The organism is Candidatus Protochlamydia phocaeensis (assembly GCF_001545115.1).
In the GTDB taxonomy this organism is placed as follows: Bacteria; Chlamydiota; Chlamydiia; order Chlamydiales; family Parachlamydiaceae; genus Protochlamydia_A; species Protochlamydia_A phocaeensis.
Map to the genome: position 1 here is coordinate 176,004 of NZ_FCNU01000028.1, position 23,181 is coordinate 199,184.

The window sequence follows — 23,181 nt, forward strand, 5'->3', positions numbered from 1 at the left end:
CACATTAACAGGTTGTTGATAAGAAATTATTCATACAATAAAGCCTATTTAATGGGATCCAATGATTTCCGATTATCTTTCAGTTTATGTTTATTTTGGCTTGGTTTTGTTAGTCACGCTGATTGTGCTGGCAGTCTCCAGCTTATTTCCGGCTATAAGGACAAGTAGGGTGAAATATATGCCTTATGAGTCAGGCATTCAAACGGAGACGCATTTGCAGCAAGAACGCTTCCCTTTGCGTCATTATTTAGTCGGTTTGATTTTCTTGATTTTTGATATTGAAGTGATCTTTCTTTACCCTTGGGCTGTTGTTGCAAAAAACATTGGTCCTTTTGCCTTTTATGAGATGGCCTTTTTCTTAATCGCTCTTCTGATAGGATTTGCCTATATTTGGCGTAAGCGAGGACTACAATGGGATTGAATCCAAAAGAACATACTCCTTTTTTATTGGCTCCGCTTGAGATGCTCATTAATTGGGCACGCGAAAGCTCTTTATGGCCGGCGCAATTTGGATTGGCTTGCTGCGCCATTGAAATGATGGCAACGGCTGCAAGCCGCTATGACATGGCGCGTTTTGGGATGGAGGTTTATCGTGCCTCGCCGCGTCAAAGCGACGTGATGATTGTTGCCGGCCGTGTCAGCCAAAAAATGGCTCCTGTACTTAAAACCATTTACGATCAAATGCTGGAACCTAAATGGGTTGTGGCAATGGGTGATTGCGCTTCTTGTGGAGGGGTTTATAACAACTATGCCGTGGTACAAGGTGTGGATAAGATCGTTCCGGTCGATGTCTATGTAGCCGGTTGTCCCCCTCGTCCTGAGGCGCTCTTAGATTGCCTGATTCTTCTGCAAAAGAAAATTAAAGAAGAGAAAGACCCCTTTAGAAGAAAGCGAGCCACGCATGGGAACAGCTGAATCCGTCCAACTCTTAAAAGCGCATATGGGCGATGCCATCTTGATGGAAACCCAATTTCTAGGTGAGACAACGCTTGAAGTTCAAAAAGATAGATTAAAAGATATCCTTGCTTTTCTGAAGCAAACGCCAGAGCCAGGTTACGAAGTGCTAATGGATTTAACAGGAGTGGACTATCTTGCGCCTGTTCCCCGCACGAAAGTGGTTTATTGGCTTCACAATCCAAGCAACTATAGCCGCTTGCGCATCATTGTTTATGCGGAAAGGGGCGTGTTTCTGCCTTCTGTGACTTCTCTATGGCCGGGGGCTAATTGGTATGAGCGGGAGTTGTATGATTTATTTGGTGTGCATTTTGAGGGACATCCCGATCTCAAGCGTATTTTGATGCCTGATGAGTGGGAAGGGCATCCTCTTCGCCGCGATTATCCCTTGACCGAAGAGTCCGTTGAATTTAAACATGGCGTAAAACCTAAAGTTCCATCCAAGATTATCAACCATGAACGAAACATACAAAGACCATAATCAAGCCGAGCTTGCTGCAGATATTATGGAGCTTAACTTAGGGCCGCAGCATCCATCGACTCATGGCGTTTTGCGTATAAAATTACGGCTTGATGGAGAGAAGCTTGTATCTGCAGAACCTGTGATAGGTTACCTGCATACAGGGGTGGAAAAAGAATGCGAGTCGCGTACCTATCCTCAAGTTTTTACCCTTGTCGACCGTTTGGATTATTTATCAGGGCCTGCTGAAGAGCAGGCTTTTGCAGCGTCTGTTGAGCGCTTGATGGCTGTTGAAGTTCCGGAACGGGCGCAGATCATACGCCTGATTTTTTTGGAACTTTCCAGAATCTCCAGCCATTTATTGTGGTTGGGAACGAGTGCGCTTGAGCTCAACATGTCCTCTGTTTACATGTATTGTTTTGCCGAAAGAGAGAAGATCCTCGATCTTTTTGAAGAAGTGGCGGGAGCGCGGATGTTTCCATCGATCTGGCGCATTGGCGGGCTTGCGCGGGATTTGACGCCTGAATTTGACGCCCATGCCCGGGATTTTTTAAAAGGTTTTCCGCAAATGTGGAAAGACCTCGATAAGCTCTTAACAAATAACTATGTATGGTGCGAACGCTTGCAAGGCGTGGCAATTATTGATGAAGAGCTTTGCAAAAAGTATATGTGCACAGGGCCGGTACTGCGTGCGGCAGGCGTGCCTTATGATATCCGCAAAATTTATCCTTATTTAGGATATGAGACATACCAGTTTGACATTCCGACGAGGAAAGAGGCTGACTCTTATGCCCGCTACCTTGTACGTATGGACGAGATGAAGGAAAGCGCCTCATTAGTTGAGCAAGCGCTGGGACGTTTAAAGCCCGGCCCTGTTCTGACCAATAATCGCAAGGTGGCTTTGCCTCCGCGCAGGGAGCTGGCCCGCAGCATGGAGGCGGTTATCCATCAATTCAAGTTGGTTTGTGAAGGTCTGCGTCCGCCTGTTGGCGAAGTTTATCAGTGCGTAGAATCTGCAAGGGGAGAATTGGGCTATTATTTAGTTAGCGACGGCACCCATCGCCCTTATCGCGTGCGCGTGCGATCGCCTTCTTTTGCCCATGTTGCCGTTTTGCAAGATGTGTTGCCGGGCCACATTTTATCCGATGTTATTGTTGCCATTGCCAGTGTTGATCCAATTTTGGGAGATGTTGACCGCTGATGCTTACAGAAGACACACGAAAAGCTATTTTGGAATTGCAAAAGAATTATCCGGAGAAGCGCTCGGCGCTTATTCCGGCGCTCCATCTTGCCCAAGCGGAAGCGGGCTATCTGCCGCGCGGCGTGCAGAACGAGGTGGCGGAATTATTTGGGATAGACCCCAACGAAGTCAATGCCGTTGTCACTTTTTATGATATGTTCTTTGAAGAGCCGGTCGGCAAGCACATTCTGCATGTATGTACAAATGTATCGTGCATGCTGCGAGGAGCGGACGGTATAGTCAAGGGGCTATGCCAAAGATTGCACGCCAATCCTGGAGAAACGAGTCCAGATGGAGAATTTACTGTCTTTGCGTCGGAATGCTTGGCTGCATGCGACCGGGCTCCTATGATGCTAGTGGATGATAAAGTCATCGGTCCTGTTAAAGAAGAAGAACTCGATCGTTTATTGGAAGACGCCAAAAAAAGTCCCGGGCATCCTTCTCCTATCGGAAAAGACGAGGTAAGCTATGCCTGAAATGCGCATATTGATGGCTTATGGGGATGATCCCAATCAATGCGACATCGAAACGTATGAGCGAAATGGCGGTTATCAAGCCATCCGCAAGGCAATTCCTCATCTCAAACCGGAAGATCTTATCGAAAACGTGAAGCAGGCCGGGTTAAGAGGACGAGGTGGAGCGGGGTTTGTAACCGGCATGAAATGGGGATTTGTTCCCAGGGATCCTTCTCTTCCCAAATACGTTGTCTGCAATGCCGATGAAAGCGAGCCCGGAACTTTTAAAGATAGATGGCTGATCGAGCATGACCCGCATCAACTTCTTGAGGGAATTATGCTGGCCAGCTATGCCATCGGTGCGAAGCATGCATTTATTTATTGTCGTGGGGAATTCTTTGAAGGCAATGGCAAGCTGCGCAAAGCCGTGAAGCAGGCCAAGGAAAAAGGCTATTTAGGAGCGCCTCTTTTTGGTTCCGATTATTCATTGGAGATCACCGTGCATCCAGGCGCAGGTGCGTATATTGCAGGGGAAGAAACGGCTCAACTTAATTCTTTGGAAGGCTTTCGGGCGACGCCCCGCTTAAAGCCGCCTTTCCCGGCAGTGGCCGGACTCTATCAGAAGCCCACGGTCATTAATAATGTCGAAACGCTTTGCAATGTTGTTCATATTGTCAACCGTGGCGTGGAATGGTATCAAAGCATAGGGAAGCCTAAAAATACGGGGACCAAGATTTTCCAAATCAGCGGGCAGGTGCAAAAGCCAGGGTGCTATGAATTCCCATTAGGAGTTCCTTTAAGAGAAGTGCTGGAAGCTGCTGGATGGATGGATCCAGGAAGGCGCTTTAAAGCCTGCTATCCGGGGGGATCCTCATGCGCCCTTTTGACCGAGCGGGATCTGGATATTTCCATGGATTTTGAAACATTGGCAGCCCGCAAAACAGCTTTAGGGACAGCTTCAATTATTGTCATGGATGACTCGGCTGATATGGTCAAAGTCGCCCGACGCTTGATGCAATTTTATCAAAATGAATCTTGTGGCAAATGCACGCCTTGCCGGGAAGGAACACGCTGGATGGTGCAGGTCCTTCAGCGGATTGAAGCGGGAGGAGGAACATTTGGAGACTTGAAAACGATCGAACAAGTCTGCAAAGAGATGGCGGCCAACTCTTTTTGTCCGCTTGCTGTTGGAGCAGAGCCACCCATCGTAAGCGCCGTTCAGGAATTTAGAAGTGAATTTGAGGCGTATATTAGGAAGAATCCTAATGCAGAAGGACGCCCAGAAATGAAAATCTCTTACCCCTATTTGAAGGTTGGAAGTGCAAACTACGGACCAAGTTAATATCGTCACTTTTACACTTGATGGACAGTCAATCAGCGTTCCCAAAGGAACGACTGTCTATACGGCCGCCAAGCAGCATGGAATTAATATCCCTGTTTTTTGCTATCAAGACCGCATGCCCCCATTCGGGGCGTGCCGCATGTGCTTGGTCGAAGTTGAAAAAATGCCGAAGCTTCAGACCTCTTGCACCTTAGTCGCTACAGAAGGAATGGTTGTTAAAACACATAGCGAGGCAGCTGAAAAAGGAAGGGAAGGCATTTTAGAATTCTTGCTCATCAATCATCCGCTCGATTGCCCTATTTGCGATAGGGGAGGGGAATGCCTATTGCAAGATAATACCATGGCTTATGGCCCCGGTAGAAGCCGGTTCTTCGAAGAGAAACGCCATTTTGTTAAGCCGTGGTCTTTAGGTCCTGTATTGATGCTGGATCGCGAACGCTGCATTGTTTGCGCGCGGTGCACCCGCTTTGGAGATATTATTGCCGGAGATCATGCGCTTGAAATGATGGAGCGAGGCTACCGAAGCGAAGTCGGCACGCCAGATGGAGGGCCGGCAGAATCCAAATTTATTGGAAATACCATTCAATTATGTCCTGTCGGGGCTCTGACTAGCGATGTTTACCGCTTTCGCGCCCGTCCTTGGGATAACGATTCCACACCCAGCACCTGTACGCTATGCCCTGTCGGCTGCAGCATGTTTCTTGATTCGCGCGATGGAGAAATTATGCGGACGCGCTCTAGAGAAAACCATGAGGTCAATGACATCTGGCTGTGCGATAAAGGATTCTTCGGCTACGAATTTACCTATCATCCCGACCGCTTGCAACAGCCTTTGATCCGCAAGGGCGATAAGCTTGAAACAGCCAGCTGGGAAGAGGCTATCGCCTTAGTCTCAGAAAAAATGAAAGCCTTCCAGCCAGAAGGAAAGATAGCTGCTTGGGGAGGCAATCCATTGACAGTGGAAGAAAACTATCTCCTGCAAAAGCTTATGCGGGAAAGATTGGGAAGCAACCACATCGATCATCGCATTGGGATGCCGATTATGGATCTTCATCAAGAAGGGATGGCACCCGGGATGGAAATGGCGATCGGAGAATGCGAGCAACTGTCATTTGCCATTCTTTTTGGCTTAGATCTTACGGAAGAATTTCCTGTAATTTGGTTAAGGTTAAAGCAGGCAATTAACCGTGGAGCGACAGTAATCTTTATTGGGCATTTTGCTCCTGAAATCGCTCCTCATTTGGCCAAAACGATTATTCATGCTCCCGGAAGAGAGCTTGAATTGCTAAGAGAGCACCTTCCCAATCTAGCCAAATTGGCAGAAGAAGGTAAAGAAGGCGCCATTTTTATTGGAAGGCAATACTTGGCTTCACCTGAGCGGGCATCGATTTTATCTGAATTGGATAGGCTGCGCCAAACGTTTCCTTCCCCTGTATCGCTTAATCTATTAGAGGGGAGAGGAAATAGTGAAGGGGCAAGATTGGCAGGGATGCGTCCGGACTTAAAGCCGTTTGGCAGGCATATAAGCGAGCCTGGCCTAAATGCCCTTCAAGTATTAGAATCCGCTGCGCGCGAGGGGTGGGATTTATTATATGTTGTCGGCGCTAATCCAGCTTTGAAATTTCCCTCTGATCAATGGAAGGAAGCGCGCAGCAAATTGAAGTTCCTCGTCGTTCAAGATCTTTTCCTCACAGAAACGGCCAAGCAGGCAGACGTTGTCCTGCCCCCGCTATGCTTTGTCGAGAAGGGAGGGCATTTCATCAATATTGAAGGGCGCGTCCAGAAGATTGAGCCCGGGAAAGCCATTCCGCCCGGATTCTATAGCGATGGCGAAATTTTTACGCTGCTGGCGGATAAAATGGGCACATCTTTGATTCTCGATGATCATTTCCTTAACCGACTTAAGCCAGGACATCTCTTTCACGAAAGGGCTAAATATTTGAAAGAAACGTCTTCTACACCGGCAATCGGGCCGCGGGAAGGCAAGCTGGCTGCGACTTTTTCTCATACTCTTTTTGATCATGGCGAGCGCATGAAGCACGATCCGCATGTCATCCGCTTGGTAAAAGAGCCAAGAGTGCGTTTGCATCCTTTTGAAGGGGCTAAAAGGGGCCTTCAGGATGGAGAAATGGCACTGTTGACAGCTAATGGACGATCAATTACTGCCAAGCTGCGGCTGGACAAGCGCGTGGCTGAGGGAACCGTTGTTTTGCCGCTTGGCTTTGAAAAAATTCCCGTTCATGAATTTGATGCGAATTTGCTGAATGGTTTATTGGTCGATATACAAAAAGAAGTGTAGCTATGCAAGAGTTAGTCATTGAAGCCCTGATTAAAGGCCTTGTCATTATTGCTGTCTTATTTCTTGCCGCCGCTTATATGACTTATTGCGAGCGGATCGTGCTGGCTCGTTTGCAGTTGCGCTTGGGACCTGTCCGGGTAGGGCCTTTAGGATTGCTGCAGCCGATTGCCGATGGTATCAAGCTGCTTTGTAAAGAACGATTCCAACCGACGGGAGTGGATACTTTTACGTATTGGCTGGCGCCTGCCATTTCGCTCTTTATGGCTCTATTTGCCTTTGTCTTGATTCCGATCGGAGGTACGGTCTATCTATGGGGACATACCGTTTCTTTGCAAATAGCCGACGTCAATGCCGGGATTGTCTTTCTTTTAGCCTTCTCTTCTTTGGCTGTTTATGGAGTCGTTTTGGCTGGATGGTCGTCCAATAACCGTTATTCTCTATTGGGAGGGCTGCGCGGAACGGCCCAAATGATCAGTTATGAAGTTCCTATGGGATTGTCTATCTTGACTGTTATCCTGTCTGCTAGCACATTGAGTTTGCAAGACATTGTTGCGGAACAGCCAACGATAGGCAAGTGGTTTATTTGGACCAATCCCATCAGCTTTATTATTTACATCATTACAGCCTTTGCCGAGACAAACCGGTCTCCTTTTGATTTACCTGAGGCGGAGCATGAGTTGACGGCTGGCTATCATACCGAATATGGCGGCATGAAATTTGCCGTTTTCTTTCTTGGCGAGTATGTCAACATGCTGGCCGTTTCTTCCATTGCCGTTACGCTCTTCTTTGGTGGCTGGCATGGACCGGGCGATATTCCTGTCCTATGGTATTTCTTAAAAGTGGCTTTCTTTATTTTCTTGTTTATGTGGGTAAGAGCCACACTGCCTCGCTTCCGCTATGATCAATTGATGACATTTGGTTGGAAAGTATTGGTTCCGGTGGCGGTCCTTAACTTACTCGTAACCGCTTACTTTGTATTGGTGGTGAGATGAAAAAAGCGTTCAGCAAAGTCATGTCCATGCTTAATGGGCTCTTCATTGTCCTGAAATATGGTTTTAAGCGCCCTGTGACGATACGCTATCCGGAAGAAAAGCGTAAGCTTCCCGCCCGCTCCCGCGGCCGGCATTACCTCACCAAATGGGATGATGGACTAGAGCGTTGCGTCGGCTGCGAGCTATGTGCGATCGTATGCCCCTCTCAAGCTATCTATGTCAAGCCTGCAGAGAATCAACCGGGAGATATCCATTCGCATGGCGAACGCTATGCATCGGACTTCCAGATCAATATGATCCGCTGCATTTATTGCGGCTATTGTGAAGAGGCATGCCCGACTGGAGCAATCATTTTAAGCAATGAATATGAGCTGTCCAGCTTTGACCGTGAGTCGCTCATTTTTACAAAAGATAAATTGACTGAAAAAAAACCGGGTGATTCGGGACGAGATCCGCATAGGGAGATTTAATTTGACATGACTTCAGTGATTGCTTTCCAATGGGTTGTCTGTCTGCTTTTGACTTTATCTTCGTTAGGCGTGATTTTATTGCGCAAGCCTGTGCATGCCAGCCTTTCCTTTCTTTTGACGCTTATGATGCTGGCTGTCCTTTATCTACAGCTTTCCGCTCAATTTATCGCCGTTATGCAGATATTAGTCTATGCGGGCGCCATTATGGTCATTTTCATGTTTGTCGTCGTCCTTTTCCAGGATGCCTACCAGCAAATTGCCCTTTATGAGGCGAAAAGCTCGCGTTTGTTTCTATTCACCGCTGTTATCCTCTTATTGTTAGCGATAGGGTTCTGGAGTAGGAATCTTGTTGATTTGGCGCTTGTTAAAGAAACCAAGCCGGAAAATTTTGGCACAGTCCAAGCGTTGGGCCAGGCGCTCTATTTGGATTTCTTCTTCCCCTTTGAAGCCGTAACATTGCTTTTTTTGATAGCGGCGGTAGGGGCTGTTTACGTTGCAAGAAAGGAGAAGTAAATGGATCTTTCGCTCCTCGTTTTTACCAGTTTAGCTATGCTTATCATCGGCATTATTGGTGTATTAACCAAGCGGAATGCCTTAATTTTGTTCTTGTCCATCGAGCTTATGCTGAATGCCGCTAATCTTCTTTTTGTTACTTTTGCCTATTCATGGGGCAATCAAACAGGATTGGTCTGGGTTTTCTTTGTTCTTGTCGTTGCAGCGGCAGAAGCAGCGGTCGGGCTAGCTATTATTATTAATTTATTCCGCACCAAGCATGTGGTGGACATTGATCAGTACAATCGATTAAGAGGATAACAATGCTATTAGCTCTGTGTCTTGGACTTTTTCTTCCGTTGGCCAGCTTTCTGGCATTGGCTGTCGCTTCTAATAAGATTAGTCGTCGTTTAGCGGGCATTATAGCTAGCTCCGTGGTATTTATCTCTTTTGTCTGCTTTTCCGGCCTGCTCTACGTTTATGTTTATGATGGAATGCCTCCTACTAGTTATGTGCTTTATAATTGGATTCCCGTCAAAGGAATTGATGCCGACTTTAGCCTGCGCTTGGATCCGCTTTCTCTAACAATGACTTTGATCATTACCGGCGTGGGTTTTTTAATTCACGTGTATTCCATCGGCTATATGGACCATGACGAAGACTTTGCCCGCTACTTCGCCTTCATGAACTTCTTCGTGTTTTCCATGCTCCTGCTTGTCTTGGCTGCCAATGTTCTGCTGCTTTTTGTTGGATGGGAAGGCGTTGGCCTGGCGTCCTATTTGCTCATCGGCTTTTGGTATGATCGCCCGGCTGCTGCTCAAGCGGCGACAAAAGCATTTGTCGTCAACCGCATTGGAGATTTGGGATTATTGATTGGATTGCTGTTGACGTTCCATTTGTTCGGAACAAGCGATATTGCGGAAATTTCTAAACGAGCCGGCCCAGAAATTGCGCTTGGAGCGCCTATTCTTACACTTTTGACATTCCTTTATTTTTGGGGGGCGACGGGAAAATCGGCTCAGCTTCCTCTATATACCTGGCTTCCGGATGCCATGGAAGGCCCAACGCCCGTTTCAGCCCTTATCCATGCCGCTACCATGGTAACTGCTGGAGTTTATTTAGTCGTTCGCATGCATCCCGTTTTCGAGCTGACTCCGGAAACATTAGGCTGGATAGGGGATATCGGCGCCGCGACGTCCCTTTTTGCGGCCCTTTGTGCGCTTGCGCAAAACGATCTTAAGCGTGTATTGGCTTATTCCACCATCAGCCAGTTGGGATTAATGTTTCTAGCTTGCGGAGTGGGTGCTTTCTATGCCGCTATGTTCCATCTGACGACCCATGCGTTTGTCAAAGCCTTATTGTTCCTTTCTGCCGGAAATGTGATTCATATGATGCATGGCACAACCGATATGAATCAAATGGGAGGACTGGCTAAAAAATTTCCCAAGACCCATTGGTTTTTCTTGATTGGCGTATTAGCTTTATCGGGAATCCCTCCGCTTTCGGGATTTTTCAGCAAAGAACTGATTTTAGAGCAAGAGCATATTGCCGGATTCGACATGCTTTTTTATGTCGGTTTGGCCGCTTCCATTCTCACCGCCTTTTATCTGACACGCGCCTATTGCCTCACTTTTACCGGCAAGCCTCTTCTTGAACAAAAAGTTTTTGATGCGATCAAGGAAGCTCCTCCTGTCATGACAATTCCCGTCGCAATTTTAGCTTTTCTCTCTGTCATTGGAGGAGTGTTCGGCTTTGCTTTCAATGGCATTCCTCCCTTGGAAAGCTTCCTCGAAGAAGTCGGCGTGACGCTGCTTGGAAATGAACCCATGCATCAGCTATTCTTCATGTGGGAGACTTGGCTGGCTATTATTGGGGCCTTGCTGGGAGTCGGAACGGCTGCTTGGATGTATACGCGCTATGTCAATCAACTCGGTTCACCTATCGCATTCTTGAAAAATTCTTTTTACGTTAATGAGATTTATGAGGCTCTAATCGAGAAACCACTTGAGGCGCTTTCTCGCTTTATTGCAAATCAGTTTGAACCTAAGGTGTTTGATGGAATGATCCAAGGCGTCGTAGTCTCCTCACAGGGGACGGCACGTTGGCTTCAACGGCTTCAAAGCGGGCAAATCCGCTCCTATATCGCCTTAATGGTTGTCGGAATGGCACTTTTAATTTTTTACTTCGCTTTTTGAGGATTGATCATGCCTAACTTGCTGTGGCTATTTTTCACACCATTCATGACAGCTGCCGTGGCGTTTGCCCTGTCATTTATTCCAGGAAAAAAATTAAAGCCTCTTGCTGTTGCATTGAGCTTGATTCCATTAGCGATTTTGCTTTTTGGAGGGATGAATTGGATTGGAGCGCAAGTGGCTTATCCATGGCTTCCCGCCCTTTCTGTTGAATTTCACTTGAGCGTTGATTCCCTCTCGCTTCTTTTCCTTTATTTAACAGCCATTATCATTCCCATCAGCCTTTTGGCTATGCGCAGTGAGGAATTGCGATCCCCTGGGGTGTTTTACGGCTTAGTTTTGCTGCTGCAGGGATTGCTGATCGGTTTCTTTACCGCGCGCGATCTGGTTGTTTTTACGCTTTTTTGGGAAGCGATGCTGATCCCGCTTTATTTTATTATCAACTTTTGGGGAGGAGCGAAGCGCCAAGCGGCTGCCTTTAAATTTCTCATTTATCTTCTCGCCGGTTCTTCTTTAATGGTAGCCGGAGTGTTAGCCCTTTATTTAACGGCTTTGGCTAATGGAATGGGAACCTTTAATCTCGATGCATTGGCCCGTTTTTCCCATACCATGCCGCATGCCGCTTGGATTGGGTTTGTCTTTATCTTAGCCTTTGCAGTCAAGACGCCGCTGTTTCCCTTTCATGCCTGGCTGCCTGATGCCTACTATGAAGCTCCCATCGCCGGATCCATCCTTTTGTCTGCCCTGCTGTCTAAGGCGGGAATATACGGATTTTTACGGATCGGGCTTGAGCTCTTTCCAAACTTGATTCAGGCCTGGAGCCCTCTTTTATTGGGTTTGGCAATTGCCGGCGTCCTATATGGGGGGCTTGCCGCTTGGATGCAAAGCGATTTTAAGCGCCTCATTGCCTATTCAAGCTTTTCCCACGTCAATTTTGTGCTAGCTGGATTATTTGTCTGGAGTCAAGCGGCCCATGGGGGGGCAATCTTGCAAGCCATCAATCATGGCATTAGCATTGCAGGCCTTTTTCTTGTTGTCGGTTGGCTGGAGGAACGGTTGCAATCGACCGCTATCGGCCCTGCCGGCGGATTGGCTAAATTTATGCCGCATTTATGCTGGCTGACTTTGCTCTTTGTCCTTTCATCTGTTGCTTTGCCGGGTACAAATAGCTTTGTCGGAGAAATTATGATCCTTTTCGGACTTTTTGGCCAGCATCCTTGGCTAGCCTCCATCTTAGGATTGACGGTGATTTTATCCGCTGTTTACATGTTGCGCTGGATGCAAAAAGTATATTTTGAGACCCCACGTCCCTCCCAGCCTTCGTGGGTGGATATTAGTGGACGGGAATGGGCGATCGCCTTGCCTCTAGTTGCCCTAATCTTTTGGATCGGCCTCTATCCTTCCCCTATATTAAAACAAGTTGATCCTGCTGCTGAAAAAACCGTCGCTATTGCCCAACTAGAGGAGTCGCAATGAATACCGCTTTAAGGCTTGCCGATTTTGCCGCCATCAGCCCTTTGCTTATTCTGTTTATCGGAGCGCTAGTCCTGCTCTTAATCGAAAGCATTTCCGAGAAAGCCTCTAAACTCGTTTCCTTTTATTGGACAACGGCTATTTTACTTCTCACGCTTTTTGCAGCCTTTTATACCCCTCCAAGCGATAACTCGCTATTGACTTCCTGGTTACGGTTTGATTCTCTGGCTAAATTTTTAACGCTTTTCTTTGCGTTCATCGGCTTAAGCTCAGCTTTTTTATCTTCTGCCTTTTTTCAGCATTTTAAATCAGCCAATGGAGAATACTATTTTCTGCTTCTTTCCACAGTGTTCGGCCTGATCTTAATCGGAGATGCAGCGGACTTTTTGACGCTATTTTTGGGGCTAGAGACGTTATCCATCGCGCTTTATATTTTGTGCAGCTATGTCAAAAAATGGGAAATTTCGCATGAAGGTGCGATTAAATATTTCTTAATCGGATCGATCGCAACGGCTTTTTTATTATACGGCATTGCCTTGATCTATGGAGCAATCGGTACGACGCGCTTTGATCAATTGCTTAATGGCTATCATGGCTTGCAAGCGAATACCGGTAAAACCCTCTTTTTGGGCGGCATTGCGTTGGTGACGCTAGGGCTGGCTTTTAAAGCCGCAATCGTTCCCTTTCATGTATGGGCTCCTGACGTATATGAAGGGGCTTCCACTCCGATCACGGCTTTTATGGCCGTGGGAACAAAGGCAGGGGCTTTTGCCGCCTTTATGATTGTATTCCTGCTCGCTCTTCCGCATTTCAATCTGCTGTGGAATGAAGGGATTTCCTTGCTCGCTTATGCCACGCTGATTTATGCGAATATAGTGGCTATGCGGCAGGTGCAGCTGCGCCGTTTCTTTGCCTATTCAGGCATTGCACAGGCTGGATTTCTGCTTATCCCTCTTGCTGCCGGGACGCCCGATGCATTGCAAGCCATGCTATTCTACCTTGTTGTCTATGCTTTGGCGACTTTAGGTTCTTTTGCCGTTCTTGTCTTTATTGATAAGCGCAGCGAAGGTGTGATGCTGCATGACTTACATGGCTTCTTCCATCGCTCTCCGGTCTTGGCCACGCTCTTTACTCTTTGCTTGATGACTTTAGCGGGCATTCCTCCCACAATTGGATTCTTTGCTAAATTCTATCTTTTCAAAGTCGCTTTCCAAGCTGGCTACTATGGCTTAGTCATTGTCGGATTGCTGGCGACTATTCTCTCTGCTTTTTATTATTTGCGCATTGTAGCCGTCATGCTTTCAAAGGCGCCTATGGAGGCGATGGCTTCCTTGCGTTCTTGGCCGGCAGCAATCGTAGGGGCCGTTTCCTTTGCAGGAATCGTGCTTTTGTCCATTTATCCCGATCCATTGATGGCTTTACTGCCAGTGATTGGTAGATAAGAGGAAAAGCTGGATAGGCTCGATGGACGATGAAGGATTGAGGCAAATTTTCCTTCCATAAGATTTAACGCAAATGCGCAAAAGAGGGCAATAGGCTAAATGTCCTAACCGTTTAACTCTCTGCGTTAATTATTTGAACGCTTATTGAAAACAAAGCTTTTGAGAAGAGATTATTTATTTTTCTCTTCTTTTGATTCGGATGTCGAATCCATATAGGCGTAGATTTCCATTAATTCCGTTTCTGGGGGGTGGCTAAAATTTGAACGCGCATTTCCATGCTGGTCATAGATTAGTCCGCCCAAAAATGTCTTTGATTTATTATACAGCTTTAATTCTTGCAAATGCCTTTGCAGCTGAACCGCCCCTTCTATTATTTTTGGATAGACAAGAAGGGGAATAATATTGGCAGATGTCTCATAAGACCTGACGACTGTCGCGTCATTGTACTTTTTAATGGCGATACCTGCAATGGCTCCAGCGACTAATGCCCAAGGCGCGGTCATGCCGAATATGTAGCTTATAGGCGTAACAACTAGACAGCCTAACGTGCCTTTAAGAAATCCCAGGGTGTTTTTTATCCCATCTTGCCGGATGCTATGGGTAACTTCGTGGGCCAGGACAGATTTAACTGCTCCTTTGGCTATTTCTGGTTTTTCTGCATAAAAATGAAGATAGAACTGGGTAAATGCCTTTGTAAGAATTAAGTCCTTCTCGTCCTCCCTTACATTCATCCGTTTAATTACCCTTTTGGATAAATCCTCAACGCTTTCTTTTTGGGGATTATGCTTAAGAAGAATAGATTCATCTATTACTTCACCCCAACACTGCAGAAAAATAGCCGGAATATAAATGGATTCGAAAAAAGAGTAAGGTAAAAAATGTAATTGATTGACTACGCGAATTTTGAATTCTGGAACTTTATCTGCCTGCAAATAATTCGTTATGTCAATCCCTATTTGCTGAATGACAGCTTCAGCGATTTTAATGCGTTCTTGCGCAGACATTTGCTTGGGATGCTTCTTTGCATATTCCCCATTAGGAAAAAAATCTTTATATAGGCTGTGGATAACTGGGAACATATTTCTCCTTATCAACAATACGATAATTAATTTAATAAATATTTGAAGACAAGTTTATCTAAAAGCAGATGATCTTTATAACGCAGTGAATTTAAAAATGAATCCATTTCGATATAAATGAAATAGCGGTCCATATAGGTGGAATATTCCATTTCTTTTGAAAATACGCTTTAAAAATTTCTTCTTTTAGAGCTATTGACGGGAGCTGGCACTTTTTTGAAAACAGGCGCTAAAACAAGTTAACTTTGATTCCCTTTAGGGGACTTTAGATGTTTAATTTTTTATCCTTTAGCTTGAGTCCAAGAGAGTGAGAATGGCCTCTAACAAGCAGGTTCATTCGGCCCGTCGGCGTCGCTTGTTTGCACAGCCCAGGCACCGCCAAGCGCTTTATAGAGGGAAATATAATGCAGAAGCAAATTGACTTGGCTTTGCAAATAGGCATCTTGGGAAGATAGCAAGGAGCGGTTGGCTGTTTGGACCTCTAAGTAGCTTTTCACTCCGCGTTCATAGAGCTGCATCATTAGCGCATAGGTATCTTGATTAGCTTTGACAGCATCTGCTAAAGCGCGATAGCGCTCTAGTTCATAATGGAAAGACGCAATGGCATTCTCCGTCTCTTCCAAAGCCTCCAAAACCGTTTTCTGGTAGCTATAAAGCGCTTCCCGCGTTTTAATTTTATTATAGTCGATATTTTGTTGGATCAGCTTGCTGTTAAAAATAGGGGCAAGCAGCTGGGGAGCAATGAAATAGGTGGTGCTGGAAGGATTTAATAAGGAGTGCAGCTGAGTGCTAATATCGCCAACAAAGCCCCGCAGTGAGAAGCGAGGGAAAAGGGAGGCAATGGCTGCATCGACGCGTTCTGCTGCTGCGGCCAACTGTCTTTCTGCTCTGCGGATATCTGGCCGTCGCCTTAAAAGCTCTGAGGGTATACCGATGGGCTTATCGCATGGCAAGAGAGGAAGGGAAGCGGGGACTTTAAGTTCGCAGGCTAGTTCGTTTGGAGCATAGCCTAGGAGAATAGATAGGCGATGAATGGACTTATTGATGGCTAAATCGAGCAGAGGTTTTTGAATGGCTAATTGGACAAGCTGATCTTCCGCTTGTTTTAAATCAATATCGCTTGCCTGGCCGATATGGAGAAGCGCTTTGGTTAAATGAATCGTGTCTTGTTGAGAAGAGAGATTAGCCTCCAAGAGGGCTAAGCGCTGCTGCGCGCTTCTTAGTTCAATATAATTCCTGGCGATTTCGGCCGATAAGGTCACCCATACATCGCCTAAGTTTTCCTCGGCTGCCTCCAATTCTGCCCTTAAGGCATTAATTTCATGAGCTGTTGCGCCGAATAGATCAATTTCCCATTCCGCATCAAATCCGATTTCAAAAAAATTGACATTGCGATCGATAGATTTCTTATGCTTAACGTCTCTTAATAGTCCTTTGAGCAAGGCCTCTTTGCTGAAGTAAAGATGGCCGGCTGTCAGTGAACCGTCGATATGGGGATAAAGCTTGGCATCGCCCGCTTTTTGTTCTTGGCGAGCTTCTAGGACTCTCATGGCAGCGATGGATAGATCAAAGTTTTGCTGGCTCGCCCGCTGAATTAGGAAATTGAGCATGGGATCATTGAGAGACTCCCACCATAAAAATTGGTCTAGGGGGCCTTCATGCATGCCATCTGAGCAGGACATTTCCCAGCTGCAGGGAATGTTGTCCATTTCCGGCAATTCATCGCGGAGGGGGGCTTGGTTGCATCCTGTAAGAACCGCCAAGAATAAGGTTGTCAAAGGCCAAAAGCTGCGCATGTCTCTATCCTTATGAAGAAGTATCGATATAAACGTCCATTTGCTGTCCTACAAAAATATTCTTCGCGTCTTTCTTAAAGCGATAAATGACGTGCAGCACGCGCGTATCCACTTTTTCTAGAATATCGTTGGTGATGTTCTGCTTGCTTGTCAGATAGGGCTCTAGTCGGACAAATTCCAATGGATATTCAATGCGGGCATCCCCTTGCGAAAAAGCAACGGCCTGGGCATCAGGGCGGAAATTGGAGATTTCGAATTGGTTGATGCTGGTTTTTAGATGCATCTCATCTATATTTCCCATGACCATAATGGGACTGCGCGCTGTATCGGCGGGCGGAAATTCTCCCTGATGGATTTTAACTTGTAAAATGGTTCCATCTATGGGGGCGCGAATAATCGTCCGTTCGATATCGGCTTTGACGCGCTCGATACTTGCCTTTGCTTGCTGGGCTTCCAAATAGGCGATCTCCAGATCCGGCTTCCATGTGCCTGCTTTGATTTTATCGAAATTGGCTTTGGCTTGCAGCCATTTGGCTTCCGCTTGCTGGTAGTTAAACAGGCGCCGGGCGATCTCTTCTTGGCTCAAGGCTCGTGTGTCCTGCAGGCCTTGTACCCGCTCGTATTGGCTGCGCGCCTGTTCCAGTCCTAATTCGGACTCTTTAAGCGAGGCTTCGGCAGCAGATATATCTTCAGGGCGTGGCAAGCCCTCTAGCCTTTTTAATCTAGCTAAAGCAATCTTATAGGCGACTAGACGGGAGTTGAAATCCGCTTCCAAGTCACTATCTTCCAGCCTTAAAAGAATCTCGCCTTTTTTGACTTTTTGCCCGACTTGTACGTAGACCTTATCTACAACTCGATTCACAGGCGTGCCAATAAAAATGCTCTCGCTGCTTGGTTCCACAATGCCCAATGCAGAGAGATAGGATTTAAAAGGCGAGGTAGGGCGGGGAGGGGCAGCTGGATCTTGCTGCGCCTCTTCGGTTGCTATTAATAAGGGCTGCGGAATAGTTGTAAAGCCACTTATATAGGCTAGGGTGAGTGTCGCCACTCTAAAAAGGTATTTGTTAGTCATGGGGCTCGCCTGGGATAATTTGTCCATCATTCATGGTCACGATTCGATCGGCAAATTGAAATGTGCGATGATCGTGCGTGACGACTAATACGGCTTTAGAAGCGTATAAAGCCAATTCGTGTAAAAAAGACATGATCTCGAATCCTGCAGTTTGGTCCAAAGCGCTTGTAGGTTCATCACAGACAATAATTTTGGGGTTTGTGACCATGGCGCGCGCAATTGCTACACGTTGTTGCTGGCCTTTGGACAAAAGGGCAGGGGAGACTGCTGACCGGTGGGCAAGATGCATGCGGTCCAGCATTTCCATGGACCGATCGATTGAATCCTGCCTAGAGTGGCCGGCAATTAAAAGGGGTAATCCGATATTTTCTACTACTGACAAAGTAGGAATAAGAAAAAGCGATTGAAAGACAATTCCAACATTATTCCGGCAAAATTCGGCCTTTTGAGCGGACGACATCTGATTGACATCTTGGCCCAATAAAAATAGCTGTCCTTCATCCGGCGTTAGAATCGCCGTAATAATGGATAACAGGGTTGTTTTGCCCGATCCTGAAGGGCCGACCAAAAGCGTCAGCTGCTTTTCATAAATATCTAGATCGATGCCCTTCAATGCTTCAACGCGGCTTTCTTGCTTTCCATAGATTTTCTTGATGCCCCGGCATTGAATTGCGACTGAATCTTTATCCATATTAATTACCCATCAGCGCTTTAGGATCTATTCGAAAGACTTTAAGAATGCTGAGCCCGGCTGTAAATAGGCAAATCAAAATGACAACTACGCCTGTGAATAAGAAGAGCTGCCAAGGGAAAAGAAAGGCCAATGTGGTATTTTTGGTTGCTTCCCCCCAAAGAATAGTCGCCCCAATTCCCAATAAATATCCGATGATGCCAACTAATACAGCCTGAACGGCAATCATTTGCAAAATAGTATGCCTATTTCCCCCCAAAGCTTTTATTAAAGCATAATACATTAAGTTCTCAACCGTTGTGATATAAAAAATTTGTCCGGCTATGGAAAATCCAATGATCATGCCTAACGCAACGGATAGGCCGAAGTTAATCAAAATGCCTGTTTTCAAAAACGATCTGACAATGCGCTCTTTAAATTGTTCGCTCGTCAATGCGTCCAGTCCCGGATGGACATTAATTTGTTTACGCACTTCTTGAATATTTTCTCCCGGAAGAGTCTTAGCAATAATAAAGCCGAGCTGATTGCCAAAAGAGGAGGCAAAATAAGAAAAATTTTTATAGGTGGTAAAAATAATGGGTTGAGGATAAAAACCTTGTGTAATCTGACAGATGCCAACAACGACTGCACGATGGTCGTTAATGGCCAGTTCGTCGCCAATTTTTAAGGGAACTTTGCTTCCGTCGGGCCGCGTTTTAGCTAAAATACCGTTTGCGGAGTAAATATCAACAATGACGCCTCCCTCGCGGCGCATTTCCTTGATATTGCCTTCTATCATATGACTGGGGGCGCCAATTAAAGTCGCATCGTCTATTCCATAAAGCTGGCAAATTTGAAAAATACCGGAGTCCGTCACCATCGGGAGGCTGATCAATCCGATGGGCATGGCCCACTCGATGCCAGGCGTACTGCGTACAATATCCAGATAGCTCTCTGGCATGCGGCGCAATTTATCATCGCTTTCGGTGGCAGGGTCGACGACCCAAATATTAGGCTCGGGGATATCGGTTACCGTCCGATAAGAGCGCGAGATCAACCCTAAAAAAATAGCGGATTGTTGGGAAATCAAGAGGGTGGCTAGGAAAATTCCAAAAATAATGCCAATAAAAGAGGCGCGTTTTCCTATGAGCATTTTAAGGGCAAGAAGGATCATAGCATTCTGTCTATTAGGGTAAATTTTGCAATTTACCAGAGCTTCCCACTCTTTGCCAACAATAGATTTAAAAATTTAATTAATGTCTCGTGTTTCTGACGCAAAAGAAGGTTAACGAACAAAGTATTGGCCATGAAGACCGGTTGGAATGGAGTGAGCGGCTTGCGCGCCCGATTTCTTCTAAAGTCTTTGCATCAAGGATAAGAAGAAAGGAATGCCGGTTCAATGATCGAGAACGACAGCCAAGACGATTTCGTCATCTTCTTTTGCTTCAGGTGCAGCGACGAAAACGGGCTCGCCAGGACACCATCCTTCTTCAGACCAAAGAAGCGCGCTGTTTGCTTGCGTGTCAATGGTATAAATAGACCGTTGATCATGCGAAGAAGGGAGGTTACGCGCATCGACGGCATAAACATAGCGCTAGGGCATTCCCTCGTAAGCCGCATTGATGCGCGGAAATGGCAGGATTTTTCTTTTTGAAGGAAAACATGGTAGCGACTCCTATTAGACAAGTCAATCCCAAAAGAAATAAGAATTTTTTCATTGAATGGAAAAATTAAGGGACTAAATGAAAGATCAAGAGACAGAAAAGTATATAATAGAAGAGTACCCTTTCTAGGGCGTATCTATAAATTCATCATTTCAAATAGGGAGATGATGGGTTAATATACCCACTTAAGAGCTATTTTAGCGATTCTTTATCATAAAGATTTGAAAAAAAATCTAATTATTATAAAACATTCATGTAATTTAAAATGAAGCGGGAAAGGTTAGCTATGGAAGGGCAAGCGGGAATAAAAAGATGGATCAGACAAGCGGCTGCCTACATGACTGCGACTTGTTTATTTTTTTCTTTCCAACAACCCGCTTCGGCCTTTGCTGATATCGAAATGTGCGACGAGCAGCGCAATCAAGTCGCCATTGGACTGGCAGGCGTGACGGCTATTGGATTAGCTGTAGGCGTTGGATGCATGTGCGCTTGTAGGAACCATCATAAGAAGCACCATTCGCATTCTGGATATTCATACGATTCTACTTATTCAAGCATTGTTGATCCCGGCTATTCATATGATAAATATCATTCGCATCACCACCATCACGGTTCTGATTATTCCGATTACTCGGATTATAGCCATACCTCAAGTCATTTTCCTTCTAGCTACTATGATTCCTATGATTACTCGAGATTTGACCGCGAGCGAATTGTAAGCACAGGCGATGCGCTATCGGGCACTTTTGTCGCCCATCTTAACCCGGCTCTTGCAGGCCAGGGCAGCGCTACTCCTTTTATTCAATTGCCTGATGGAACGACAATGACGCTCGATAGCCTTACCTTTTCCAATAGTGATTCTTCTATTCCCTTCGGCCCCTTTTATCAAAAAGGGACTTATGCTTTTGGCATTCGCATCAATCCGAATGCTTCTCGGTCGGCTGATTCGTCAGTTGTATCTATCATTCTCAATGTCAATGAATCAATGGTTCAACAAAACGAATTTGATCTTCCTGCCAATCCTCCTTCGAACTTCAGTCCGCCCCTCGTTTTTTTTAAGTTTCTTTAATTTCTGAATCTCTTTAGCCTATTCTGCGGATCATTTTCTTGATTTCTGCTTTTCAAATTAGAAGATTGTAATATTCTAAATCATACTTTAATAAGTTCTTTATGGTTCTTGTATTATAATCATCAATACTAACAATTGATTAATTTAGAACTTGCCTATATGTCAGCTATTAATTCAGACTGCCAAGTGCTATTTGTTGGAGCAGGCCCTGTGGCTTTATTTACAGCCATTCAGGTCAAACTGCGAGAGCCAGACATTCCTATCGCATTGATGGATCGATTTAATGAGTATGTGAGAAGTCAAACACTGGTCATTGAGCCGTTGTCTTTGAAAACGGCTTGCGACCTTTCTCTCCTTAAGCAGCAGCGGCCGGAGTATGCCAACCAAATTGATGCTTTTGCGCAGCTTATCTTGGATTTAAAAACGCATAAGAAAATTAAAATCAATCAATTAGAATCAAGACTGAACAAGATAGCGGAAGAGTTGAACATTGTTGTGCATAGAGGATATATCTTTGATGCGGAAGAAGAAGGGGAGCAGACGCAAAGGCATTTGCGGGGAATTGAGCGCTTGAAGCAGGCGTTCCCGAATGCCAAGTTGATTATCGGTTCAGATGGCGCTCATAGCAAGGTAAGGAAAGCGGTTTTTCCAGATGACTTAAGAATAGATGAAGGATTGCAATATACCCTAGCTGTAAAATATTGGGTTATGGACCAAAGCGATTCGCTTAGTAAGCTTGTCTCCTATCCCACTCAGAAAATAGCAGGGTTTACTCAGGAGCATGTCGGACGGTACGATGTTGAGAAAAATGCCACTCCAATCAACGTGCAATTTTTTGTTGATAAAGCGACTTTTGAAAAATTTCAAGCTTACCGGGCAGGCAATCCGCTCCCTTTTGAAAAAGTCAAAGAGATCGATCCCTGTTTTGAAGAGAAAATTAAAACGTGGCTGAGCGTACGCAGAGAACAGTTAGGGGATATCATAGAGGGAGAAATCGATGTTTACAGCATTAAATTATCCGTTTATCAAAGCCGTCAAGTGATCCATCAAGAGGGCGATTGCACATTTTGCTTTGTTGGCGATGCGTTATTTGGCGTTCCCTTCTTTAAATCCATTAACAATGGCTTATTATGCGGATCTAAATTAAGTAAAGCTATTGTTAAAACTCTTCGTCCCTCTTCTCGTCCGCCTTCCCTGTGGAAACGCATTCGCTCCTTTGTCCACACAGTTTTCTTATCAAGGGCACAAGTAGCAGAGTGGAGGGCTTCGCCATTGAGGCGCTATGCTGTTTATACGGAAAAGCTGGCTAATAGGGAAATTTTGTGGGCGCGTATTAAAAACGTCTTTTTAAATGGTTATCAATGGTTTCTTGATGTTAGTGCACGAGTGCCTTGGCAAGTCAATAAATGGAGCGCCTACGATGTAAATCGGTTTATTGAATTCGATTATAGTCATGATGGGCATTCTTCCAACCAGATTTGATTTAATTCTTTTAGAAACTAGAAGAAAATGGCTTAAAAGATAAAGTAAACCCTTTTTGAATGTTCCTGCATCGACCGTTGAATGAGGGAGCCGCATTCTTCCCGAATTGGCGCAAAAGAAAGAACTGATTGACTATATAAGCCATTAGAAGCGGCTTTCCTTGAAGATTTTCAACTGATCCCGTCGCCGCTTTCTTCTTCCGAGCCATTCAAATGATCCACTCGATTAAGGCAGATGATTGCATCATTAATTAGATTCAAAATGTCAAAGGTGAAACAAAGCTTGTTAAGCAAATCAAAGAACTTTCTGCTGATGACCAATTTTTATTGGTGCTAGATGCGTTTGCCTCTTCGCTTGCCTGTCAAGCGCATATTGCCATGAACCAAATCACTTTGATTCTTGCTCATCAATTTTTTCGCCAAATTCTTTGCCGATCGATTAGCAACCCTTCATTTTCTTGTTCCGGGAACAGCTGTTTCCATCCATCTATTCCAATCCTTAAAATTACCTGTTACAACAAATTCATTAGGCCCTTGAA

At 45.5% G+C, this 23,181-nt stretch carries 22 protein-coding genes; 16 read left to right on the forward strand and 6 right to left on the reverse strand.

Translation table 11 applies throughout. From position 1 onward, the window contains the following. The first annotated feature begins 61 nt into the window (after positions 1-61). The 14 genes from BN3769_RS10305 to BN3769_RS10370 are packed head-to-tail and all read left to right on the forward strand — an operon-like array spanning position 62 to position 13,811. Positions 62-421, forward strand: coding sequence for an NADH-quinone oxidoreductase subunit A (locus tag BN3769_RS10305; protein ID WP_228840675.1), 360 nt, complete (start codon positions 62-64; stop codon positions 419-421). Then, positions 412-915, forward strand: a complete 504-nt coding sequence (locus tag BN3769_RS10310) for an NADH-quinone oxidoreductase subunit B (RefSeq protein ID WP_068470240.1) — start codon at positions 412-414, stop codon at positions 913-915. The genes BN3769_RS10305 and BN3769_RS10310 overlap by 10 nt, the downstream gene beginning before the upstream one ends. Then, positions 902-1,435 (forward strand): NADH-quinone oxidoreductase subunit C, encoded by a 534-nt coding sequence (locus BN3769_RS10315; protein WP_068470242.1) that lies wholly within the window; start codon positions 902-904, stop codon positions 1,433-1,435. Before BN3769_RS10310 ends, BN3769_RS10315 begins: the two co-directional genes overlap by 14 nt. After that, positions 1,410-2,615 (forward strand): NADH-quinone oxidoreductase subunit D, encoded by a 1,206-nt coding sequence (locus BN3769_RS10320; protein WP_068470246.1) that lies wholly within the window; start codon positions 1,410-1,412, stop codon positions 2,613-2,615. Before BN3769_RS10315 ends, BN3769_RS10320 begins: the two co-directional genes overlap by 26 nt. Then, a complete protein-coding gene (gene nuoE, locus BN3769_RS10325) occupies positions 2,615-3,130 on the forward strand; it encodes an NADH-quinone oxidoreductase subunit NuoE (RefSeq protein ID WP_068470248.1) in 516 nt (171 codons plus the stop codon). The genes BN3769_RS10320 and nuoE overlap by 1 nt, the downstream gene beginning before the upstream one ends. Then, the gene (gene nuoF, locus BN3769_RS10330; RefSeq protein WP_068470249.1) at positions 3,123-4,451 is read left to right on the forward strand and encodes an NADH-quinone oxidoreductase subunit NuoF; all 1,329 of its coding nucleotides are present in this window, start codon (positions 3,123-3,125) and stop codon (positions 4,449-4,451) included. The genes nuoE and nuoF overlap by 8 nt, the downstream gene beginning before the upstream one ends. Further along, a complete protein-coding gene (gene nuoG, locus BN3769_RS10335) occupies positions 4,429-6,750 on the forward strand; it encodes an NADH-quinone oxidoreductase subunit NuoG (protein ID WP_068470250.1) in 2,322 nt (773 codons plus the stop codon). The genes nuoF and nuoG overlap by 23 nt, the downstream gene beginning before the upstream one ends. A 2-nt stretch (positions 6,751-6,752) precedes the next feature. Next, positions 6,753-7,742 carry an NADH-quinone oxidoreductase subunit NuoH gene (nuoH, locus tag BN3769_RS10340; RefSeq protein WP_068470254.1) on the forward strand — a complete coding sequence of 330 codons (990 nt, stop codon included), beginning with the start codon at positions 6,753-6,755 and terminating at the stop codon, positions 7,740-7,742. Next, positions 7,739-8,212: an NADH-quinone oxidoreductase subunit NuoI gene (gene nuoI / locus BN3769_RS10345; protein ID WP_068470256.1), complete on the forward strand. Its 474-nt coding sequence runs from the start codon at positions 7,739-7,741 to the stop codon at positions 8,210-8,212. Before nuoH ends, nuoI begins: the two co-directional genes overlap by 4 nt. Before the next feature lie 6 nt (positions 8,213-8,218). Further along, positions 8,219-8,725, forward strand: coding sequence for an NADH-quinone oxidoreductase subunit J family protein (locus tag BN3769_RS10350; protein ID WP_068470258.1), 507 nt, complete (start codon positions 8,219-8,221; stop codon positions 8,723-8,725). Continuing rightward, positions 8,726-9,025 (forward strand): NADH-quinone oxidoreductase subunit NuoK, encoded by a 300-nt coding sequence (gene nuoK / locus BN3769_RS10355; RefSeq protein ID WP_068470261.1) that lies wholly within the window; start codon positions 8,726-8,728, stop codon positions 9,023-9,025. 2 nt (positions 9,026-9,027) lie between these two features. Continuing rightward, entirely contained in the window at positions 9,028-10,899 is a 1,872-nt protein-coding gene (gene nuoL / locus BN3769_RS10360; RefSeq protein ID WP_068470263.1) for an NADH-quinone oxidoreductase subunit L, read from the forward strand. Positions 10,900-10,908: 9 nt separating this feature from the next. Next, entirely contained in the window at positions 10,909-12,372 is a 1,464-nt protein-coding gene (locus BN3769_RS10365; RefSeq protein WP_068470265.1) for a complex I subunit 4 family protein, read from the forward strand. Beyond that, positions 12,369-13,811 carry an NADH-quinone oxidoreductase subunit N gene (locus BN3769_RS10370; RefSeq protein WP_068470267.1) on the forward strand — a complete coding sequence of 481 codons (1,443 nt, stop codon included), beginning with the start codon at positions 12,369-12,371 and terminating at the stop codon, positions 13,809-13,811. The genes BN3769_RS10365 and BN3769_RS10370 overlap by 4 nt, the downstream gene beginning before the upstream one ends. A gap of 170 nt (positions 13,812-13,981) precedes the next feature. Here the strand turns inward: BN3769_RS10370 and BN3769_RS10375 are convergent, their stop codons facing one another. The 6 genes from BN3769_RS10375 to BN3769_RS15280 all read right to left on the reverse strand — a co-directional run bounded on the left by BN3769_RS10375 (position 13,982) and on the right by BN3769_RS15280 (position 19,965). Next, positions 13,982-14,890: a hypothetical protein gene (locus tag BN3769_RS10375; RefSeq protein WP_068470269.1), complete on the reverse strand. Its 909-nt coding sequence runs from the start codon at positions 14,888-14,890 to the stop codon at positions 13,982-13,984. A gap of 320 nt (positions 14,891-15,210) precedes the next feature. Next, entirely contained in the window at positions 15,211-16,686 is a 1,476-nt protein-coding gene (locus tag BN3769_RS10380; RefSeq protein ID WP_068470271.1) for an efflux transporter outer membrane subunit, read from the reverse strand. Positions 16,687-16,696: 10 nt separating this feature from the next. Then, entirely contained in the window at positions 16,697-17,758 is a 1,062-nt protein-coding gene (locus BN3769_RS10385; protein WP_195155573.1) for an HlyD family secretion protein, read from the reverse strand. Continuing rightward, a complete protein-coding gene (locus BN3769_RS10390) occupies positions 17,751-18,449 on the reverse strand; it encodes an ABC transporter ATP-binding protein (protein ID WP_068470277.1) in 699 nt (232 codons plus the stop codon). The genes BN3769_RS10385 and BN3769_RS10390 overlap by 8 nt, the downstream gene beginning before the upstream one ends. Before the next feature lies 1 nt (position 18,450). Then, positions 18,451-19,602, reverse strand: coding sequence for an ABC transporter permease (locus BN3769_RS10395; RefSeq protein ID WP_068470279.1), 1,152 nt, complete (start codon positions 19,600-19,602; stop codon positions 18,451-18,453). Positions 19,603-19,824: 222 nt separating this feature from the next. Then, positions 19,825-19,965: a carotenoid oxygenase family protein gene (locus BN3769_RS15280; protein WP_420885323.1), complete on the reverse strand. Its 141-nt coding sequence runs from the start codon at positions 19,963-19,965 to the stop codon at positions 19,825-19,827. 392 nt (positions 19,966-20,357) lie between these two features. Between BN3769_RS15280 and BN3769_RS10405 the strand changes: the two genes are divergently transcribed. Both BN3769_RS10405 and BN3769_RS10410 read left to right on the forward strand, forming a co-directional pair. Next, positions 20,358-21,161: a hypothetical protein gene (locus BN3769_RS10405; RefSeq protein ID WP_154017886.1), complete on the forward strand. Its 804-nt coding sequence runs from the start codon at positions 20,358-20,360 to the stop codon at positions 21,159-21,161. Positions 21,162-21,320: 159 nt separating this feature from the next. After that, positions 21,321-22,643, forward strand: coding sequence for an FAD-dependent oxidoreductase (locus tag BN3769_RS10410; RefSeq protein WP_068470286.1), 1,323 nt, complete (start codon positions 21,321-21,323; stop codon positions 22,641-22,643). Positions 22,644-23,181: the final 538 nt, after the last annotated feature.

Bases quoted from the DNA above. Each gene is read 5' to 3' on its own strand.
- BN3769_RS10305 (WP_228840675.1), top strand. From the start codon at position 62: ATGATTTCCGATTATCTTTCAGTTTATGTTTATTTTGGCTTGGTTTTG.
- BN3769_RS10310 (WP_068470240.1), top strand. From the start codon at position 412: ATGGGATTGAATCCAAAAGAACATACTCCTTTTTTATTGGCTCCGCTT.
- BN3769_RS10315 (WP_068470242.1), top strand. From the start codon at position 902: ATGGGAACAGCTGAATCCGTCCAACTCTTAAAAGCGCATATGGGCGAT.
- BN3769_RS10320 (WP_068470246.1), top strand. From the start codon at position 1,410: ATGAACGAAACATACAAAGACCATAATCAAGCCGAGCTTGCTGCAGAT.
- nuoE (WP_068470248.1), top strand. From the start codon at position 2,615: ATGCTTACAGAAGACACACGAAAAGCTATTTTGGAATTGCAAAAGAAT.
- nuoF (WP_068470249.1), top strand. From the start codon at position 3,123: ATGCCTGAAATGCGCATATTGATGGCTTATGGGGATGATCCCAATCAA.
- nuoH (WP_068470254.1), top strand. From the start codon at position 6,753: ATGCAAGAGTTAGTCATTGAAGCCCTGATTAAAGGCCTTGTCATTATT.
- nuoI (WP_068470256.1), top strand. From the start codon at position 7,739: ATGAAAAAAGCGTTCAGCAAAGTCATGTCCATGCTTAATGGGCTCTTC.
- BN3769_RS10350 (WP_068470258.1), top strand. From the start codon at position 8,219: ATGACTTCAGTGATTGCTTTCCAATGGGTTGTCTGTCTGCTTTTGACT.
- nuoK (WP_068470261.1), top strand. From the start codon at position 8,726: ATGGATCTTTCGCTCCTCGTTTTTACCAGTTTAGCTATGCTTATCATC.
- nuoL (WP_068470263.1), top strand. From the start codon at position 9,028: ATGCTATTAGCTCTGTGTCTTGGACTTTTTCTTCCGTTGGCCAGCTTT.
- BN3769_RS10365 (WP_068470265.1), top strand. From the start codon at position 10,909: ATGCCTAACTTGCTGTGGCTATTTTTCACACCATTCATGACAGCTGCC.
- BN3769_RS10370 (WP_068470267.1), top strand. From the start codon at position 12,369: ATGAATACCGCTTTAAGGCTTGCCGATTTTGCCGCCATCAGCCCTTTG.
- BN3769_RS10375 (WP_068470269.1), bottom strand. From the start codon at position 14,890: ATGTTCCCAGTTATCCACAGCCTATATAAAGATTTTTTTCCTAATGGG.
- BN3769_RS10380 (WP_068470271.1), bottom strand. From the start codon at position 16,686: ATGCGCAGCTTTTGGCCTTTGACAACCTTATTCTTGGCGGTTCTTACA.
- BN3769_RS10385 (WP_195155573.1), bottom strand. From the start codon at position 17,758: ATGACTAACAAATACCTTTTTAGAGTGGCGACACTCACCCTAGCCTAT.
- BN3769_RS10390 (WP_068470277.1), bottom strand. From the start codon at position 18,449: ATGGATAAAGATTCAGTCGCAATTCAATGCCGGGGCATCAAGAAAATC.
- BN3769_RS10395 (WP_068470279.1), bottom strand. From the start codon at position 19,602: ATGATCCTTCTTGCCCTTAAAATGCTCATAGGAAAACGCGCCTCTTTT.
- BN3769_RS10405 (WP_154017886.1), top strand. From the start codon at position 20,358: ATGAAGCGGGAAAGGTTAGCTATGGAAGGGCAAGCGGGAATAAAAAGA.
- BN3769_RS10410 (WP_068470286.1), top strand. From the start codon at position 21,321: ATGTCAGCTATTAATTCAGACTGCCAAGTGCTATTTGTTGGAGCAGGC.